Genomic DNA, 13,951 nt, shown 5'->3' on the forward strand with positions numbered 1-13,951 from the left:
CGACCACGACCGACTCCTGCCACGCCGTCTCGATGTCGATGTCCGCACGAGGCGCACGCTCGGCCCAGCGCGTCCGTGCGTGGTCGGTGACTGGGGGCAGCGCTCCCCCCGTTCGCGTGTTTGGTCCGGCTCGGTGCGTCTCTTCGCGGAGAGATTTTGCAGCCGACATCACAGTACCATGATTGTTAGGTAGGGACTTAAATTTTGGGTATAGAGGCCTTCTAACTCCATAATATGGGCCTTAACAATATACTACGAGCATTATAATTCGGGCGCGATCGGACGCCCGCGCGCCCGATCGCGCATATATGTGGGGCGGTGGTAATCGACAAAGAGGGGGAGCTGGGACCCCGTCACTTCTCACAGGAATTCTGAGCAGAATAATGCGTTTCACCTGGTCTAGGACCCCCCCGAAACTTTCGGGATTGATCCCTGGCCGTCACTCGAGGTCGTTTCGAGTCTCCTCAAGCACTGGCTCAAGCGTCTCTGGAGCGCCTTCCGACATCGCTCGAAGCAATTCCACAGCACCCTCTACGTCACTATCGGGGGTCCGAGCGACGAGACGTCGCCCAAGGGCTGCAGCCCTCTCTGGATCGTTCTGAGCGACCGTGACAAGGGGGTCCGCTGCCGCGTCGTCTGACTCAGCCTCCCAGTGCGCGCTCAGAATATCACCAACAGTTTGCACCGCTGTCGAATCGGGTGCCCGATCGACGTTTTCGGCGAGCACCGTAGCTGCACGGACCCGAACTGTCTCGGCCGGGTCGGCGAGCGCAGCGTACAGCCCGTCCATCGGCAGATCAGTCTCCGGTGCGGCGTCGAGCGACTCTTCGATGAGGTCGAGCGCGCTCTCCTTCCCGAAGGAATCGCCGGCGAACACACGATTCGACGCCGTGCGGGTTGCTACTGACGCAGCTGGTTCAGCGAGTTGAGGGTACTGCTCGAGGAGCCGGGAGAACGCGTTGACGAGGTTTCGGTCAATCTCTGTGTCTGGTGATAGCTGGGTCGCCGTCTCGCCGATGGCCTTGAGCTCCGTCACGATTTCCTCCCCATTGTCGGATGGAGAGGTGAACAGCGAGGAGTTCCTCCAGAGAAGTTCACTGGCTCGGCGTCGAACGACCGGTGAGGACGACCCCAGAGACTCGTTCAACCCCCGTGCGATCCCCGGCGCGAGCGCAACGATCTCTTCGGGTGGCTCGGTAGCGGGACGGACCTCGGACAGGGCTTGGCGGAGCCCATCGAGTGCAGTGCGCTGGATACCGACACGGTCATCAGAAAGTCCGTCACGGTATGCATCGATCGCCGTCCGGAACCCATCGGGATCGTCGGACGACTCAGGTGCCCTGAGAGCGGCGAGAGCGTGTCCGCGGACGAACGGGTCGTCATCCCTGGCCGTCGCTGCAAACTCTTCGAGGTACTCCGTCAGATCCGAATCGAGCAGCGTGAGCACACCGTCGTTGTCCCGGCACTCGACGATCGAGAGTGCGGCCCCACGTCGAACCGTTCGGTGCTCGTCCGAGAGCGCATCCACGATCGCGGGAATCAGTTCGTCTAGGACGTCGCGAGGGAACAGATGGCCTGACGCGTACGGCGCGAGCCACCGGACGGCACAGACCACACCAGCACGAACGACGATATCGTCGGCGGAGATGTCCCCGACGAATCGCTGGTTGTCCTCACCACGAATCCTTACGAGGTGGTCCCCTTTGGCGGTAGAAAGCTGCTGTATCCGCTGTCGAGCCGCGATTCGAACCGATCTGGACTCACTCACGGCCGCGATCGCGAGTCCATACAGGCCATCGATCGGCCGGTCGTCAGTCCCGACCTCGAGCACCGTCTCCATCGCACGGCGGACATCCTCGGGATCGTCCGGATTGAGATCTGTCCCCGATGGACGGTCAACGGCCTCCAGAACGGATGCAGCCACTACTGCACGGGCCGTCTCGAACTCAGTGCTCATCGATATCGAACCCGTATTCCCTGCACACGTAATCGTAGGCCCTGGCATGGCCGTGGGCCGTGTAGGTCTCCACGTGGGTCAGCTCCCCATCGATCCGCTCGAAATACTCGAGTGTGGCGTCCATGGTCGTATCGTTGTACTCGACCCAGCAGGCTCGGTCGATCTGTTGGGTCGGTTCGATCGCTGCTATCAGATCGTCATGGCCCTGCTCGTACCACTCGTAATCTGGGCCGGAAATCAGAACTACCCCGTCTCGGACGCGGACGGTCGCGTCACCGATTCCGTCGAACTGCTCCGCTAACGTCGTCGGTTGGATGCCGTCTCTGGGCTCTACGGTGAATTGCCGCCGTTCAGTACTGGTGGACATACTGCCGCCGTGGAATGCCTGATCGTTAAGCGCTTTCGTCCCGCTCAGTGAATTCCAAATATGGCTGAGGACTGGGATGCAACTGAATACGACCTTGACTACGACTTATTGGACAATCCGGAAGGCTACCCTGCCGAGGGCGTGGAGATCGATGATGAGCGGTTCGAAGCACTTGCTAATCACCTCGAGGATGAATATGGCCACCCCGGAAAACGACATTTCCGGGTAGAGGACCTTGAGTACATCGAGCCCGATGTGTACGCCGTTTCGTTTTCCGTGATCGGCGGCGGGGCGACGGTACCGGGCACCGCATGGGCTGCTATCGCTGTCTGGGAGGACACCGCCGGAGAATGGACGCTGGAAGATGTCGAGAAGCTTTACGCGAACAGCTTTCATTGACTGACTTTTCCGACCGTATGGCTGTCGGGTCCCGCACGGGACCTTCGCAAAAGCACCGATGCGGAACCGGTGTAGGGCCACCAGCTTGAGATACTTCAGGATGATCCGGTCAGCGGCTCGTCTCGGTCTTGCCACAGCGAGCCATTCTGACTCCAGTTCGGGAGTCCATGGAACTGTTGACAGAGACTCGGATCGTCGATGTCGTCCATACGGTAGAATTCGATCGGATTTTCCTGGTGATCCTCAGAGAGGATTGTCAGCGTGAGGAACTCGTCGTTCCACGTGACCCCGTTCGGTCGAGTTCCGAGTGGTGTGCCGTCTTCGTCGACGAGTCGTCTGATAAACTCGCCGGTCTCAGGAACGTACAATCGATGGCCGTCACGCTCGACGTGGAGTACCTGGCAGGCCTGTTGCGTCCAGAACGACTGTCCCGTTAGTTTCGTGTAATCGAGCGGTTCGAGGTCCTCGGCCCCGAACGGTGAGTGGTCGGGACAGATGACGAGATCGCTCCCGATCTCACCATCATCGAGTGAGCGAAAAGGATCCAGGTGCTCGCGCTCATAGTTTGCGAGGATTCGTTCGCGCTGCTCGTAGAGATTCGGCATTGGGCGACCATCGAATACGTACGCTGCAGGATCGACGAAATCGCCGTCGAGACAGAAGTCTCGGCGTTCTCCGACACCAGTCGGTGGGAGTTCGGTTCGCCGGATCAGGACCGCGCCAGTCGACAGCTCTCGTGTTTCCCACGCCGGCGTCTCCAGCAGGCGGTCGCGTCCGCCGAGGTGTCGATACCACTCCTCACCGAACACGCTCACCCAGGGGAGCCGGGACAGTTCAGCTGTCGACGGTGGCCCGTCCGGCGTCGACACGCCTCCTTCAGCGGTGGTTCCGATAACACCCCAGGGAGTTGTGGCTTCGGAAAGAGCGACGATCCCATCGATCAGCGTGTCGGCACGCCATGTTGCTGCCTCTGGTTGGACATCGATCAGTTCCACTCGATCGTTATCGTCCCAGATGAGGACCGGAAATGCGTTCTTCGGGCCCCAAACGCTTATTGGAATATGTGCCAATCGACCATCGTCGTCCGGTCGGATCTCGATCGGGACCTCTAATCCATCGAGGTACACTGTGAGAAACCCACCGCTAGCAGCAGTTTCCCGGCAGGCTCGCGAGATATCGAGTAGCGTGGACTCATTGGGCCTCGGGCCGCACTTGATCGTGTCCGGAAGTCCCTCCGAAGCGTCGGTTGATGGGGTCTTGGGTAACGCAGTGAAGCCACTCCGAAATAACCCCTTCACCATTCGCGAGAGGGCATCCACGTCGGTATCGGCCTCGAGGAGATATGCCGCGAACCGGTGAGTGTAATCGACCATTGTGGCTGGTGTATCGTTGTGAGTGATGAATATTGATCGGTCGGTTCTCTCGAGAAGTCATTCTGACTGCGGTCTAAATATGTGTTCTGCCAGGACGAGTTCATGGGCGAGTCGATCCTGAACTACCGGATCAACTCGAGTGACACCGAGCCGTTCACGCCCGACTGTGCCTGGACGCCGGAGACGATGGAGGATCGCGAGCTTCTCCTCGACGGCGAGTCCGCACCGATCATTGTGGCGCCGTCAGGGATGAAAGCGCCGCAACGGCCAGAAGGTGTTCGCCGGTGACAAGGGCGCCGCGGACTCCCGCCCTTGCACCGAGGACGTCAACGTAGGACCGTAAGACCATGATCTCGACGGATTTGAGGCCCTTCCCGATTGATCTGAGTGTTATAAGTGCGTGGGAAGGGTTTATAAGGCCATCCTCGGTGTATTCTGTATGCCAATCAACGAAGATTCTGAAGAGTGGAAGGAGGGCCGCCGACTGGATCCGCTTCAAGTCCACATTTCTAATATTCTACGTCGCAATGATGAGCAGGCCTTCACATTGGAAGAAATAACAGATCACATTATCGAGGACGAGGCGGATGCCCTGTTCCTGTTAGACAGCGTCGATGAAGAGCAGGCACTCGAAGAAGTGGACGAGGAGACGTACGGATTGATTAAGTCCCGTATCGCGATGAAGCTGGAAGATCTTGGTTGGAGAAATTTCATCGAATGGAAGGTCATAGGGTACGAAGACGCCGATATCGGCACGGTCTACTTTACGAACTCGGACAAGGAATCGGTTTCCCCGATCGCCAAGATTGTCGATGTCTATCCCCGCAAGTTCAGTAGCATAGAGGAAGACATTGAGGATCTCGCTGACGATGTCGAGGAACTGCAGTACGGAGTCAACAATCTCCGTGGAGAGAATTATTAACCCTAAGAATTTATGAATATTGTCCGAAAATTCGTAGAGAGATCCTGAAATACATCTACGAAAAGTTCTATGCTAACGCAGCCCCGACAAGCTTTCCGGATAACATTATTTCCGCCCAATATATAGGCGCTGTATCGAGAGGCTGCCCGAAACCGAGCTAAAGCAATTTTACCTGACCCTGTCTCCCCACCCCGCTCCTCCCTGCGTCAAGGTACGATCGACACGCACCGTTCACGGGATGAGTTTCGCAGTACCCCTCAGAGAAATGCCCCGCTATGAGTCTCTGAGAGCTGTCACAACGTCCGCCACCGAAAACAGATGCACATCGTCACGGGTTTGTGCGGTTTCTTCCAGTGCATCGGTGAAGCCAGACCGGCTAAACAGACAGTACTGTCGGGTCACTTCCGATTCGTTCGGTGGTGTCCACTCAATACGCTTCGTTCGCGTTTCGACATCGTCTAGGTGTCCCGGATGCATCGGACTCGCAGTGAACTTCGACTCACCACCGACGATGCGTCCAGTGTGATCGAGTCCAACGACATCCAGTTCACCCTCTGAGTCCCACCACCCACCGATGCGACTGAACGACGCTTTCGGGAACAGCACCGGGAGCGCGTCACGACATACGTCCTCGAAGACACGCCCAACGTAAGCCGAAAAATCCGGGCGAATCTGCTCCGTGAACGGATCGTCAGTAGTGATGTGCTGTGGGTTCTTCCCGTAGAGGAACCGGAACCAGAACCGGAACAACGGCTCCTGAATGCGATACCGTTTCGGGCTCGACGTCTCTTCCGTGACTGGTTGGTCTTCCTCGATCACTCGGAGCTGTTTCAGTCGCTCAGCATACCGCCAGACTCCCCTCGAGTCATCAAATCCCGCGTAATCGGCAATCTCACTTGTTTCACGTCGCCCGTCGGCAAGTGCCCGGAGAATGCTCATGTATCGCTCCGGCTTCCGCACACTCTCTGTCTGAAGAATCGTTTCGGGTTCACCGTGCAGTCGCCCGTGCTGGCTGATAATATGCCGGTTCACGTTCGTCGCAAGCGACTCATCTGGCGAAATGAGCTGGAGATAGAATGGTGTGCCGCCAAAGATACTCCAACTTTCGAGGATTCCAATCGGGTCATCTGCCGGGGCAGGGTAGTACGGGGCCGCATCACCGAGCGATAGCGGTGCGAGATCCAATCGAACCGTGTCTCGGTTGTACAGCGGGGCATCCTGCTCCGTGATTTTGTTCGTCATGATGCTGATCGCCGACCCGACTACGACAAGCGTCATCTCCGTTTCTTCAAGTTCCGTATCCCACACGCGCTGGAATTTCGTCGGAACGCTACTATCTGCCTCAACGAGGAACGGCCACTCATCAATGATGACTGTGGCGTTCTGATCGCCGAGATACCCGAGCAATGCTTCCCAGTCTTCGCGAATCCGTTCAATTCCAGAATACACCGCTTGGGCTTCCTGGATGAAGTCAGATATCTGAACTGCGTCGGTGTCCCGTGTGGCTTGGTAGTAGACGGTATTCTCGTCCGGGATTGATTCGCGGACAAGCGCCGACTTTCCAATCCGTCGGCGTCCCAGGATGACAATGAACTCGGCGGAATCGCTCTCATAAGCCCGCTGAATCCGCGACAACTCTTCCGAGCGGTTGACGAACGAGGGTGGCATACACGGGTATGTGATCGACGAACCCATAAGTATTCCGATGGCTGAACACGATATGTCTGAACACGGTATGTCTGAATACGATTCGTAGAGTTTGGACTATCATCTCAGTCTAACCGCCGCGTTTCAGGAGAGGCATCAAAGGGCAGCACAACAATGCTGGACCTCGAGGATGGGCCCACGTCCGAAGAGCGCGTTTTCCTCGCGAAGACCGACTTGACGACATCGGAATCGAGAATGGTCTCGACATCGATGTCATCCTCCCGTGGCCATTGCCGAAGTATCCGGGCGAGCCCCCGCCCGACCTGCGCGACCTTGAGAGAGTGGGACAGCCGATCGTGGTACAGGTACGATTCGCCAGAGCGGGCCACCTGCGTGACGTCCTTCAGGCGACGGAGCTCCCGTGTGTAGAGGATCCGGTCCCGGTCGCGTTCGAACTCTGACCGGGCCCACTCGTCCTCCAACTCGTTCACGAATCGCTCAGTGCGGTCTTCCGACTGTGTGTCGCTCATCGACGGACCGAAGAACGTCAGGCCTTGCTCCGCCGGGACTCGCGATAGCGCCAGTCTGGCGTGCTCGTGATCTTGCCGCGCTCCATCAGCTCCTCCAGAATCCGTTGCACGTGCCGGGAGGAATAGCCGGTCTCTGAGGCGAGTTCCTTGACGCTCTTCCCGGTCTCTTCGTTGATCTGCCCGAGGACGTGGTCCAGTTCCTCGGGGTCCACGTCAGAGCCCGCCGTGCGCGGTGCCATTGTGGATGGGTAAGGGGGAAACGTGCTTATAGGTGGTGGTTGTTGCATTCTTTTGTACTGCGACTAAGGTAAATAAGCCGGAGAAGATCTAAAACGTCTAAACAAGTCCCTTCCTAGTATCTTCGACAATTATACGCTCTTACTAGCGTCTAAACACGGCCCCTTGTGGTCCTTTCCAGAATTTTGAAGAGACTCCGGTAGATACAGGTGGCTGATCACTGAATTATTCGACTATGTCTCAGGATTCAATGCAGGCTCTCATCGGCCAATTCTCCCGATTCGCCGTCGAAAACAATATCACGAAAAATGATTGGGAGATGGCCGCGACTGAATTTGGAGTCCACGGCAAAGCAACTAATATCGACCGCTTCTACCGGAGCTGGCACTTCGGAGACGACGACCGACAAGTAACTGCAGCACGTTTCCTACGGTCAGTAGCTGACGATGACGAAGACGTCGCACTCGGGATTATGCGGCGAATGTATACGATGGCAAATTCCGACGAAGAAACGCTCCAACAGTACCCAGCCCTGGAGGTCTTGGAAGACGACGACAGAGAACCAGCTGGAATCACTGCACCTCAAATCTCAATCCACTCCGAACAGTTCCTCGACATCGACAACGTACCCGGGACGTTCTACCCGGACCTCGTGGAGAACATCAACCGGTGCTACAGCCTCGGGATCTACGACGCTACCCTCGTCCTGACACGGAAGCTCCTGGAGAACCTAGTTATCGACATCCTCAGAGACCAATACGGAAAGCAGGAGATCAACCTGTACTACCTCCCCGACAACCACCGATTTAGTAAGTTCAGCGACCTTATCGACAGCTTCGAGACTAACCTTGGCGACTTCAAGCATCTTTCCGGAGGCCTTGACAGCGACTTCATTGACGAACTGAACTCTTTCAGGCAGGACGCTAACGCAGAGGCCCACTCTATCGAGACAAACATCACTGAAAGCGACATAGAGGGGTACCGGGAGCAGGCCCAACACGCTTCTAAGGTCCTGTTTCGGGTGTGGCGGAATATGTAGTTGGGAGAATTTTCCCTCACTCTTCTAATCCAGTGGTCCATATGGATAAGCCACTACTAGTCACATGTAATAGTAATAATGGGTCTGTAGGTTGATGTCGTCCGCGTTCGGTTCGGCGAGAATCTCACTCACGGCATTTGCGATTCCGATGGTGACGGGGAGCCGCTTGCAGAAATCCGAACTGTTCCAGTCCAGTTTGGTGAAAGTGAGTATCTCACGGCAGAGGCGTCGGTAATCGCCGCTGAAGTGCTCCTCGTGAGGTCTAACGACGATGGGAGTGGGCACGCCCGGCCCGTTGTACACGGACTGCTCGGGTACGTATCCGGTAGTGTAGAGGTACCCTTCGCTCCGGTCAGGAGGGAGAGCAAGTGTGCCCCGCAACGGCGGATTGTCGCCTTCTGGAAAGAGGCGGAGTGGGTGGTGGTTCCTGATGGTGACGAATTCTTTCACGTCCACTTGGGCGGCACCGTCATCGAACCCTTCACTCTCCTTCGGCCAGAAGTTGGACGACTTGTGAAGTACAAGTCGATTCGGTTGCGAGTCTCGATAGTCGCCGTACTTCTCAAGAATACTTTCAACCAACCGCTTGGCGTCTGCGTACGAGAGGTGGGTCTGCGCTTCATCGCTGGCGATGTCTTGCACGGGATCTCCGCGAATGACGAAGTTCTCTCCGCCCTCTATGAATACCTGTGCGATCGACGCCCTGACGTCTGGATCGGCGCCCCGCTCTCTGTAGAACGAAATACCCGCGTAACACTGCTGGCTGTCAAAACTCGCCGTCTTCCAAGGCCTTCCCTCACGGGCTTTGTAGAGCATCCCGACGGCGATGTTCCACGCGAACTCAGAACGGTGCTGTACATCAGGACCCCCGCGCAGCGCTTTCGGTGACATCAGTTGCGTGGGGGTGCCAACTTCCATGCCTGCGAGCTTGACCTGACTCCGGAAATCGCTGTTCTCCGTTTGAATCCGGCCGGTGTCCGTATTCGGATCGCCACAAAGTTCCACGAAACGCTCGGGGATGGCAACGAATGTGATGTCGGGCGGTGGCGTCTGTGACCCGAGTCCTGCGATTTGGTGTTTCAGGTGTCTGATGGCGGGTTGGACGCGTTCTTGCCGGTCGGGTATCTCGGCAATCGTGTCCATATCCTTCTGACGGATGCGCCCCCTCCACTTTTCGTGCGTTTGGTAGTCGAACTGGAGGCGCGAGTCGACTCCGAGTCCTGGGAATGGTTGTCGCCATCGTTTCCGGTTCGAGTTGCTCGGAATACCGGTTCGCATCTTGCGGAGCAGTTCCTCCATCATTGAGATCGACCGACTGTCTCCGACAATCCCGACGTTCACGACCTCTTCCTCTATATTGGCCCGAGGGCGGGGGCCATACTTCAGCAGCCCTCCGCGCGGATCCTTCGCCGTTTCGCCATCGGCGAATAGCAATTCAGGCTCCATAATCCGGCGGAGCTTGAAATCGCTCATTGTTTCACCACGGTTTCACCTGCCATCAGTGCGTCTCGTTCCTCGGTGTTCTTGGGTGGCCGCTCTCGGAGATGAACGTCGATCGCGTCCTCGAAAGTCATCCGCTGCCCGCCCGTTCCTGGGATTGCCGCATAACCACCCCGTCCTTCATCGAGACCGAGGTAAGCTCGCCACTGTCTGAACTGACTTTTCTGGTTGGGGTTCCGAGATAGTGAGTTCTTGTCCAGTTGATTGTGGAGCTCGTCAGCACGGTCGCCACTGATGAACGAATCGCCTTGCCCACGCTCGGTGAACAACCACCCTGTCTCAACGAAGACATAGTATTGGTCGCCGTACTGTTTCACAACGGGCCTCCCGTACCGGTGTGCGTAGGCATTACCCCAGTCCTTTAGTGCGACGTATCCCTTGAACTTCTGATTGGCTTCTGAGTCGTTCTCGCCAGAGGGTCTTAGAGCACCTGACAATTCTTGCTGCCTGGTCTCGTCGGAATTCTGGTCGATGTCTCTGTCCCTCTGAATAATGAGTTTATGTCGGCCACGGTGACGGATGCTGACGCAGCGGTCGTGGCGGCTAACACCGCGCCACAGCACCTGCCGATTCAACAGGGCGGTTACTCCGCGATTGTGTTGGTCTCCTGTCTGACTCATCCATTCCGTGAAGTCGTGACACTCCGACGTGTCCGTCTTCACGAACTGTACGAGTGAACCAGGCATTTCCCCAGGTGGTAGTAGGCTGTACATCTGACCACTTTGGAACCAGATCGGAAGATAACGCGGATTTTGATCATACACGTCATGGTACTCGGGGGCCAGACTCCGCAGTGTCCAGATCTTGTCGGGGAGGTCAACGATTCGGACGAAATTTGGCGTGGGATTGCCGCGCTCCTTTACAGGTTCGTTCTCACGAGTGTAGAAGTCCCACTTCTTGTCTCCACGATTCTGTGACTCGCGATCTTCAATGAGTTCGCCTAGTCGCTCGTATCCCGCTTTTTTGATGCTGACTCGCTCCAAAAATCGCCAAAACTCCCGAAAATCGAGTGACTCGAATTGGTCTGCTTCCGCTTCGTTCAGATTGTGCCTCTCACACAGTTCCTCGTAGTAAGTCCGCACCTCTTCTTCTTTCCTAATACGATCGTGGAAGATGTCTTTCCACCGCGACTGACTGGCGTAGTCCTCGGCGAATACGATGAATTCGAACTCTCCCCTCTCAGAGCGCGAAAAGTCGATAAACTGACGGGCTAATTCGTCGATAAAACCGTTGTCGAACAGTGAGAGTTTGGTGTTCTTGGTCTCGACACGGAACCTCTTGTCCTCTGCGTGAGCCGGTCGGGACAATACAATATCAGAGGTTCCTGCATAACCGTCACCAACCTCCAAATATTCGCCAGCTTCGAGGTAGTCCCGAACCCGCCGCCGATACATCTCTGCTTTGTGGTGGCTGGACTCCTGTTCCCCCTCGAGATTCTCGAACGTCACTACCGTTGCATACCGCGGCCCAGAGCAAAAAATGTCGGGTGCAGCGAAAAACCGCTCCCGTAGCGGATAAGACGGAGGCGCAGTAACACCCATTCAGAAATCCGGCGATGCCCGACTCTCTCGATTTAGACGATGTGGCCGCACTGTTGTTCGACGAGCGGCGTTACAACGGCGACATCCGGCCTAAGGCCTTCCACAAGATCCTATACTTCGCAAAGGAGGAGTTAGACAGAGAATGTGTCGATGAAACCATCGACACGTACTGGTATATGTGGGGTGCGGTGGTAGCGACGTCTGATTCGTCTCTCGAAATAAGAGAGGGGACTGATGGGCAACGGGTGATATGTGAGACAGAGGTTTCCGACATTGATGCCCCTCGTACTACTATTCGACGCGCCCGACGAGCGATCTCCAGCACACTAGATCGCTACTATGACCGCGGCATCGAAGGATTAACCGACGAGATGTATGACGAGGCCCCGTACGATGTTCAACGACACTTTCGGGAATTGGACAAGCAACTCGACGCGGCTGGCGACTCTAAACAGCTGACGATCACCCTCGATCGGAACGAAAAGCGCACTCGGGAAACGCTCCACAGATTCGTCCAGAGCTTCCCGATTGACGACTTCCCCCAGTACGAGGACGATCTTCACATCTGGTACCGATTGATGAGTGCTGAGTTAGACTCGGAGGACTACGACCCTCAGACCGCAGAGATGCTTGCGAAATCATTCTGGCGACTGTACTGTCTTGAACTCGCGTGTAGAGCGGACAATCTCTCCCGGTCGGAAATTGCCGAAGAACGAGGCGTCGGCAGCGTCGAAAGTGCTAAAGAAGAGATTCGTGAGCGCCTCCGCCGGAGGGAGCGCGAGAAGGCGAGGCGGAACTCGAAGGATACTCGGGTCGCCAAAGAAGCGGCCGACGCTTTCGTCGTGCCATTCATCGACAACGACCTACTTCTGCACTAATGGCTCGGTACTTTCTTGACACCGGTGTTCTCGTTGGCCTGACGTTCCTCCACGACCTGTGGCACGACGACGCCGAACGACTCTACGATACCGATAACGGCCTCTACACAAGCCGAGCAGTCGTTTACGAGTACTGCAACAACAGCAACTCGAGCAGACTTGAGGACACAGTCGTGGACTGGGACACGGATGCGGGTCTTTTCGGGGCAATCTTAGCGAAGGTTCGCGCTGCCCAGATGAATCTCAACTTACGAATGGATGGGTACGAAGACTACGAACTGGATATTGAAACGCTCGTTGAGGCTTTTCTCGAAGAGACTGACGTGATGGGTAGCATCAAGCCGGAAAGACTAATCGAAGAACACATCAAAACTAATATTAGAAACGAGTTGGAAGATACACTCGCTGACGAAGAGGTCACTACCGCGTCGGCCCGACGTGCCTTGGACAGCCTGTGTGACACCGTTATATACGAAGCACACGAGACGAAGCAAAAGCTCCAAAACCGGGTCACACAAGGGCCCTCCGGGTCCCTCGGTAAGTTTGAGCGCAGACAGCGTCTTGGATTCGTGGACGGGTATATGGACAAGGTAATCCTATCCGACGCTGCGCATCAGAACGACCGAAATCTGGTCAATAAGGTGGTGACCGCAGACAAATCAGATATGTACGGGCACCGTGAACGGATTAATGCCGAGTTGGGAATCCGAGTCGTCTACATCAAAGACGATTTTGCCGATCCCTGTTGGCCTGACGGTGAATGAGGAGCTGTAGATGCGATGCTCCTCCTCCACGGACATGCCTGAAACGACTGCTTTTATCACCTTTGGGGATGACTCACACTTCTCCAGTTTTGACTCTAAAATAATCCAATCTGAATTCTGTAATCACCTGCTGCGTTGGTTGGCTAGGTGTGACACATTGTGTTTCCGGTGGTAACTACCGGCACTCCGGATAATCTGTCGCCCGGCGCCGGATTTGTTAAAATCCATACTGGAATGCTCTGGACGAATATCCCCGCGGTAATTGCGAATGCCAAGATTGCTGTATAGGATCTGACCTCTGGATGAGGTCGTTATAATAGTGACGAGAAGGGAAGTGGAGGTCGGTATATCGGCTTCATCACCAATCAACCCAGAAACTAGAATATGAATGTGATCCGACCAAGTACGACCTTACGTGCGGCGCATATTACAGTCCGTGGTCGTCTCTTCAAACATCGAACGCCTGCTCGAACGGCAGCCCGGCTTGGAAGACGAACTGACGTCGCTCCGCGAGGATATCGAGGAAGCCGCGGACCGGCGGTGAATCTGGCTAATCGTCCGGTGACGGAACGTGAAACGAGCCGTTCAGGCATCTTCAGCGACGACGTCGAGAAGATCCCACTCGAACTGGGCGAGGTCCTGGGCGACAGTGCTGTCCTGGCTAATCTGGTACATGGGACTTCCGTTGACCTCTCTCGTCTGCTCGACGACGCCGAGATGGAGTTCGTTCGGGATGCACTGTGGGACAAGTTGCGGGCAGAATTCGACAGTACCCATGTTCACGTCGAGCTAATTCC

Annotated in this window: 15 protein-coding genes; 6 read left to right on the plus strand and 9 right to left on the minus strand. The window is 56.2% G+C overall.

The window, feature by feature from the left end; genetic code table 11:
* Positions 1–439 precede the first annotated feature (439 nt).
* Together HARCEL1_RS12505 and HARCEL1_RS12510 are read right to left on the minus strand one after the other, a co-directional pair.
* Entirely contained in the window at positions 440–1,957 is a 1,518-nt protein-coding gene (locus HARCEL1_RS12505) for a hypothetical protein (protein ID WP_159077144.1), read from the minus strand.
* A complete protein-coding gene (locus HARCEL1_RS12510) occupies positions 1,947–2,324 on the minus strand; it encodes a hypothetical protein (protein ID WP_108383912.1) in 378 nt (125 codons plus the stop codon). The genes HARCEL1_RS12505 and HARCEL1_RS12510 overlap by 11 nt, the downstream gene beginning before the upstream one ends.
* Before the next feature lie 60 nt (positions 2,325–2,384).
* On the opposite strand from HARCEL1_RS12510, the gene HARCEL1_RS12515 reads away from it, so the two are divergent.
* Positions 2,385–2,723, plus strand: coding sequence for a hypothetical protein (locus HARCEL1_RS12515; RefSeq protein ID WP_108383913.1), 339 nt, complete (start codon positions 2,385–2,387; stop codon positions 2,721–2,723).
* A 95-nt stretch (positions 2,724–2,818) separates the two neighbouring features.
* Here HARCEL1_RS12515 and HARCEL1_RS13515 read toward each other — a convergent pair whose 3' ends face one another.
* The gene (locus HARCEL1_RS13515; RefSeq protein WP_159077145.1) at positions 2,819–4,096 is read right to left on the minus strand and encodes a hypothetical protein; all 1,278 of its coding nucleotides are present in this window, start codon (positions 4,094–4,096) and stop codon (positions 2,819–2,821) included.
* A gap of 102 nt (positions 4,097–4,198) precedes the next feature.
* On the opposite strand from HARCEL1_RS13515, the gene HARCEL1_RS12525 reads away from it, so the two are divergent.
* Together HARCEL1_RS12525 and HARCEL1_RS12530 are read left to right on the plus strand one after the other, a co-directional pair.
* The gene (locus HARCEL1_RS12525) at positions 4,199–4,384 is read left to right on the plus strand and encodes a hypothetical protein (RefSeq protein ID WP_233357354.1); all 186 of its coding nucleotides are present in this window, start codon (positions 4,199–4,201) and stop codon (positions 4,382–4,384) included.
* A gap of 151 nt (positions 4,385–4,535) precedes the next feature.
* The gene (locus tag HARCEL1_RS12530; protein ID WP_108383915.1) at positions 4,536–5,018 is read left to right on the plus strand and encodes a hypothetical protein; all 483 of its coding nucleotides are present in this window, start codon (positions 4,536–4,538) and stop codon (positions 5,016–5,018) included.
* Between the two features lie 273 nt (positions 5,019–5,291).
* Here HARCEL1_RS12530 and HARCEL1_RS12535 read toward each other — a convergent pair whose 3' ends face one another.
* The 3 genes from HARCEL1_RS12535 to HARCEL1_RS12545 all read right to left on the minus strand — a co-directional run bounded on the left by HARCEL1_RS12535 (position 5,292) and on the right by HARCEL1_RS12545 (position 7,434).
* Positions 5,292–6,686: an ATP-binding protein gene (locus HARCEL1_RS12535; RefSeq protein WP_159077146.1), complete on the minus strand. Its 1,395-nt coding sequence runs from the start codon at positions 6,684–6,686 to the stop codon at positions 5,292–5,294.
* Positions 6,687–6,790: 104 nt separating this feature from the next.
* Positions 6,791–7,195 (minus strand): hypothetical protein, encoded by a 405-nt coding sequence (locus HARCEL1_RS12540; protein ID WP_108383917.1) that lies wholly within the window; start codon positions 7,193–7,195, stop codon positions 6,791–6,793.
* Positions 7,196–7,212: 17 nt separating this feature from the next.
* The gene (locus HARCEL1_RS12545; protein ID WP_108383918.1) at positions 7,213–7,434 is read right to left on the minus strand and encodes a winged helix-turn-helix transcriptional regulator; all 222 of its coding nucleotides are present in this window, start codon (positions 7,432–7,434) and stop codon (positions 7,213–7,215) included.
* 248 nt (positions 7,435–7,682) lie between these two features.
* Between HARCEL1_RS12545 and HARCEL1_RS12550 the strand changes: the two genes are divergently transcribed.
* Positions 7,683–8,471 carry a hypothetical protein gene (locus tag HARCEL1_RS12550; protein WP_108383919.1) on the plus strand — a complete coding sequence of 263 codons (789 nt, stop codon included), beginning with the start codon at positions 7,683–7,685 and terminating at the stop codon, positions 8,469–8,471.
* Between the two features lie 60 nt (positions 8,472–8,531).
* Here the strand turns inward: HARCEL1_RS12550 and HARCEL1_RS12555 are convergent, their stop codons facing one another.
* Positions 8,532–9,944, minus strand: a complete 1,413-nt coding sequence (locus HARCEL1_RS12555) for an argonaute/piwi family protein (RefSeq protein ID WP_108383920.1) — start codon at positions 9,942–9,944, stop codon at positions 8,532–8,534.
* The gene (locus tag HARCEL1_RS12560; RefSeq protein WP_108383921.1) at positions 9,941–11,419 is read right to left on the minus strand and encodes a hypothetical protein; all 1,479 of its coding nucleotides are present in this window, start codon (positions 11,417–11,419) and stop codon (positions 9,941–9,943) included. The genes HARCEL1_RS12555 and HARCEL1_RS12560 overlap by 4 nt, the downstream gene beginning before the upstream one ends.
* 107 nt (positions 11,420–11,526) lie before the next feature.
* Here HARCEL1_RS12560 and HARCEL1_RS12565 point away from each other — a divergent pair, with 107 nt between their 5' ends.
* Positions 11,527–12,390 carry a hypothetical protein gene (locus HARCEL1_RS12565; RefSeq protein ID WP_108383922.1) on the plus strand — a complete coding sequence of 288 codons (864 nt, stop codon included), beginning with the start codon at positions 11,527–11,529 and terminating at the stop codon, positions 12,388–12,390.
* Entirely contained in the window at positions 12,390–13,154 is a 765-nt protein-coding gene (locus HARCEL1_RS12570; RefSeq protein ID WP_108383923.1) for a hypothetical protein, read from the plus strand. Before HARCEL1_RS12565 ends, HARCEL1_RS12570 begins: the two co-directional genes overlap by 1 nt.
* Before the next feature lie 585 nt (positions 13,155–13,739).
* On the opposite strand, the gene HARCEL1_RS13520 is transcribed toward HARCEL1_RS12570, so the two are convergent.
* The gene (locus HARCEL1_RS13520; protein ID WP_159077147.1) at positions 13,740–13,931 is read right to left on the minus strand and encodes a hypothetical protein; all 192 of its coding nucleotides are present in this window, start codon (positions 13,929–13,931) and stop codon (positions 13,740–13,742) included.
* Positions 13,932–13,951: the final 20 nt, after the last annotated feature.

Source organism: Halococcoides cellulosivorans, assembly GCF_003058365.1.
In the GTDB taxonomy this organism is placed as follows: Archaea; Halobacteriota; Halobacteria; order Halobacteriales; family Haloarculaceae; genus Halococcoides; species Halococcoides cellulosivorans.

What these genes read in the sequence shown, in the direction of transcription:
- HARCEL1_RS12565 (WP_108383922.1), top strand. Translation starts at nt 11,527, where the DNA reads ATGCCCGACTCTCTCGATTTAGACGATGTGGCCGCACTGTTGTTCGAC.
- HARCEL1_RS12530 (WP_108383915.1), top strand. Translation starts at nt 4,536, where the DNA reads ATGCCAATCAACGAAGATTCTGAAGAGTGGAAGGAGGGCCGCCGACTG.
- HARCEL1_RS12545 (WP_108383918.1), bottom strand. Translation starts at nt 7,434, where the DNA reads ATGGCACCGCGCACGGCGGGCTCTGACGTGGACCCCGAGGAACTGGAC.
- HARCEL1_RS13520 (WP_159077147.1), bottom strand. Translation starts at nt 13,931, where the DNA reads ATGGGTACTGTCGAATTCTGCCCGCAACTTGTCCCACAGTGCATCCCG.
- HARCEL1_RS12515 (WP_108383913.1), top strand. Translation starts at nt 2,385, where the DNA reads ATGGCTGAGGACTGGGATGCAACTGAATACGACCTTGACTACGACTTA.
- HARCEL1_RS12525 (WP_233357354.1), top strand. Translation starts at nt 4,199, where the DNA reads ATGGGCGAGTCGATCCTGAACTACCGGATCAACTCGAGTGACACCGAG.
- HARCEL1_RS12510 (WP_108383912.1), bottom strand. Translation starts at nt 2,324, where the DNA reads ATGTCCACCAGTACTGAACGGCGGCAATTCACCGTAGAGCCCAGAGAC.
- HARCEL1_RS12505 (WP_159077144.1), bottom strand. Translation starts at nt 1,957, where the DNA reads ATGAGCACTGAGTTCGAGACGGCCCGTGCAGTAGTGGCTGCATCCGTT.
- HARCEL1_RS12555 (WP_108383920.1), bottom strand. Translation starts at nt 9,944, where the DNA reads ATGAGCGATTTCAAGCTCCGCCGGATTATGGAGCCTGAATTGCTATTC.
- HARCEL1_RS12540 (WP_108383917.1), bottom strand. Translation starts at nt 7,195, where the DNA reads ATGAGCGACACACAGTCGGAAGACCGCACTGAGCGATTCGTGAACGAG.
- HARCEL1_RS12535 (WP_159077146.1), bottom strand. Translation starts at nt 6,686, where the DNA reads ATGCCACCCTCGTTCGTCAACCGCTCGGAAGAGTTGTCGCGGATTCAG.
- HARCEL1_RS12550 (WP_108383919.1), top strand. Translation starts at nt 7,683, where the DNA reads ATGCAGGCTCTCATCGGCCAATTCTCCCGATTCGCCGTCGAAAACAAT.
- HARCEL1_RS13515 (WP_159077145.1), bottom strand. Translation starts at nt 4,096, where the DNA reads ATGGTCGATTACACTCACCGGTTCGCGGCATATCTCCTCGAGGCCGAT.
- HARCEL1_RS12570 (WP_108383923.1), top strand. Translation starts at nt 12,390, where the DNA reads ATGGCTCGGTACTTTCTTGACACCGGTGTTCTCGTTGGCCTGACGTTC.